General features: G+C 57.3%; 4 protein-coding genes. 2 read left to right on the top strand and 2 right to left on the bottom strand.

From position 1 onward, the window contains the following. Both AC1XOS_RS21505 and AC1XOS_RS21500 read right to left on the bottom strand, forming a co-directional pair. On the bottom strand, window positions 1–635 hold a 635-nt coding region (locus AC1XOS_RS21505; protein WP_481964260.1), incomplete at its 3' end, for a hypothetical protein. Window positions 636–660: 25 nt separating this feature from the next. Further along, a complete protein-coding gene (locus tag AC1XOS_RS21500) occupies window positions 661–1,452 on the bottom strand; it encodes a helix-turn-helix transcriptional regulator (RefSeq protein WP_481964259.1) in 792 nt (263 codons plus the stop codon). Window positions 1,453–1,561: 109 nt separating this feature from the next. Here AC1XOS_RS21500 and AC1XOS_RS21495 point away from each other — a divergent pair, with 109 nt between their 5' ends. Both AC1XOS_RS21495 and AC1XOS_RS21490 read left to right on the top strand, forming a co-directional pair. After that, window positions 1,562–2,272 (top strand): prepilin-type N-terminal cleavage/methylation domain-containing protein, encoded by a 711-nt coding sequence (locus AC1XOS_RS21495; protein ID WP_481964258.1) that lies wholly within the window; start codon window positions 1,562–1,564, stop codon window positions 2,270–2,272. A 70-nt stretch (window positions 2,273–2,342) separates the two neighbouring features. Next, a complete protein-coding gene (locus AC1XOS_RS21490) occupies window positions 2,343–3,215 on the top strand; it encodes a phytanoyl-CoA dioxygenase family protein (RefSeq protein ID WP_481964257.1) in 873 nt (290 codons plus the stop codon). Window positions 3,216–3,263: the final 48 nt, after the last annotated feature.

Genomic DNA, 3,263 nt, shown 5'->3' with positions numbered 1-3,263 from the left:
CATCCACGTGCGCCTGGCGTGGCGATGCAGGTGAGCTGGTTGGTTTGCAGATAGCCTTGTGGGAGTGCTTTTCGATTAATCCATAGATCTGCCATATAGACCACGGCTCCTTCTGTGAGTTCTTGAGGCACTGTAACACGGCGGTACTGAATATAGCGCTCGTCGCGTAGGATTGCCCCTAGTTTCTTCTCGGCTGCTGTTGTCCCTCCGCTCTGACGGTACATGTGGGCTCTCTCTACCAGTGCTCCCAGATTCTTATACGGAATATCTTCAAAGGAAAAAACGACAAGTGCCGGAGCACCACCACCACTATTGCTGGGATGGTAGAGAGAGTCGTTGGCCTGAACCAGGATGGCATTGACAAGTATTCCTTGTTTGGCAAGACGCTTGGCTTTAAATGAATCCGCAAGTGCAATCGGGACTCCGATAAGAGCAACCCCAAGAGGAATGATTAAACTGACAATCGCATTTGATCCTTGAGAGAGCATGAATCCGAAAACAAGGAGGCAAGCAATAAAAATCATTCCCAGGCTGTGCCAAGGAGGGTTTTGCTTTGCGGTGAAAAGTCGTGCATGACTCTCAAAGGTGGAGGAAAACTCAGTTTCATTATTCTCTAGAGGATTCGATGTTTCCATTGTAGATGAAGTATACCTGTTCGTCTTAAGGGGGGATAAACAGGCGGCTCCGACGGTACTCGCCAGGCGTGACTTGGGCGACTTGCTTGAACTGGCGGGCAAAGAAGAACTCGGAGTCGTAGCCGAGCTGGGCGGCGAGCTGGCGCAGGGGTAAGTCGGTTTCGGCGAGGAGCTTGCGGGCACGGGCGATGCGCTGGGCGATGACGAACTCATGGAGGGTTTGGCCTGTCGCGTCTTTGAAACGCCGCCGGAGCGTGGCGAGCGAGCATCCCTGCTGCTGAGCGAGCTGGCAGTAGTCGGGGGCGAAGTTATGACTGAGCTGCTCTAGGAGACTGGTGAGCCATGAGCGCCCCTCAGAGGGGGCATCTCTTGCGACAGCCAGCTTCAGCAGCAGAGCCTCCAAGCCGTTGACCGCTTGCTCGTGGCTCCAGCGACTGGTGGCGTTTGCAAAACCGGTGATCTCATCTAAGCATGCGCCGCCGTCCATGCCCACTGGTGCGGGCTGTGGCTCCAGCGGCCACAAACCACCGGCTCGCCACGTTTCGATCAGCTCCCCCTGGAATGCCAGGTGCCTATGCCACCAGGTGCTCTCGGGTGTGGGAGGGTGGAACCGTAGTCGCGGGCCAGGGTAGGCCGGGAAAAACCAGCCGCTAGAGCGATCGTCCAAGAAGAAGCTCTCCTCATCATAGAGGACTTCAAGCTCACCCTGGCAGATAAACTGGAGGGTGTAGTAGCCTAAGAGATGCTTGTCTAAATGAAGAGAATAGCTTTGCTGATTGCTACTCGCGAGAAATGTAAGGTTGCTTCTATTGTGCAAAAGATGAGTCCTTTTGTGCATTGTGCCTCAGCACGAAGTCCGCTATAGTTTACGCTATCCGTCGGTGACTGACCACGGTGTATTTTTTCTCTTTGAGGAGATGAACTTCATGAAGCGCAATGCTGCATTTACTTTGATTGAACTTTTAGTGGTGATCGCGATTATCGCCATTCTTGCCGCTATTCTCTTCCCGGTTTTTGCCCAAGCTCGCGAGAAGGCACGTCAAACCAGCTGCCTCTCCAACTGCCGCCAGCACGGAACGGCTCTGATGATGTACCTGCAGGACTATGACGAGACCTACCCAATGGTCTTCACCAGCACCGCTACCACGAGCCGCGACTGGACCGTCGATCTTATTCCCTACATCAAGATGGGGGATACGAATCTCGCGACCCAAGTCAATGCAGTGCTAGGAACCACGCGCCCTGACCTCTTCAGCGCTAAGCTTCCCTTCTACCAATGCCCCAGCAAAGCGCCTTCCCGCGACACCCGTGGGTTCCGCCGGGGATACGGCTACAACAACTGGCTCGCAAAGGGAGCAGGGAACACGATCTCAATGGCTGCCGTCAGCACCCCCTCGGATTGTGTCGCCTTTGCTGAGATCTGGGGAGAAGTGGATCGCTCGGTTCCCTTTAACACGCCCGGTGATGTGCGCTTTCGGCTGGAGGCACGCCACAGCAACGGGCTCAACATGACCTATGCCGATGGCCATGCGAAGTGGATCAACGGTAATGATCGTCGCGTGAACTGGCCCGTCGGTGTGGCGTTTAGCTCCGTGGATGCCCCCTTGAGCACGCTGTTTAATGTCTCCGGGCAGTAGGTTTCTTCGGATCGGTTGGCAGAGGCCCGCACTGGGCCTCTGTTTTTTTATGGAGAGTGAGGGTGGAGAAATGGGACGATTAACGGAGGCGCAGCTCGCGCAGTTTAAGAGCGATGGTGTTTTAGTGGCAGAAGGCGTGCTAGACGAAGCCGACCTCGCGCCGGTGATCGCAGGCTACACGCGCTGGATTGATGCCAAGGCACGAGCACTGGCGATTGCGGACTTGAAAGAGACGCTGCCCTTTGACAAGCGTTTTGCGTGGCTCTATGCCCAGAACCGGGCGATCCAAGACGGCATGGACGTGATGAACGCGCGTCTCCCGGAGTTTTTTGACTTTCTCCACTGCAAAAACCTGCTCGATGCCGTGCAGCAGCTCCTCGGGACGCCCGAGCTGATCGCCAGCCCGATCCAGCACATTCGGGGCAAAGTCGCGGATCAGGCAGGCGGGAGCTACTTTAACGTGCCGTGGCACCAGGACGCCGCCGTGACCTGGGAAGAGGCCGACCACAGCGAGATCATCACCTGCTGGCTGCCTCTCGTGGACGCGACCGTGCAAAATGGCTGTATGCAGATCCTTCCCGGGGTCTGGGAGCGGGGCCTCCTGCCGCATATCGGTGGTGCAGGCGGCGCGACCATCCGCGAAGATGCCCTTCCTAAGATCGAGCCGTTGGTTGCTGCGGTGAAAAAAGGCGGCGTGGTGTTCATGCACAAGTGCACGCCCCACCGCTCGACTCCCAACGTCACCGACACCGTCCGCTGGAGCCTCGACTTGCGCTACCAGCCCACCGGCACGCCCACCGGCAGGCCCTGGCAGCCGTCGTTTGTGGTGCGTAGCGAGCAAAGCCCCGAAAGTGTCGAGACCGACTACGCCGCCTGGGATACCGCCTGGGCCGAAGCCCTCGCCAAACCCGCCCCACAGAAGTCCGCCCACCGTATAATGTAATCCCGCCGGTTGGAGCGGCGGGACTGGAGAGCTAAAGCTACGAAGGCC

This window comes from Armatimonas sp., assembly GCF_964826245.1.
The sequence above is the reverse complement of the archived record's forward strand: the minus strand, read 5'-3'. Positions and strand labels throughout refer to the sequence as shown.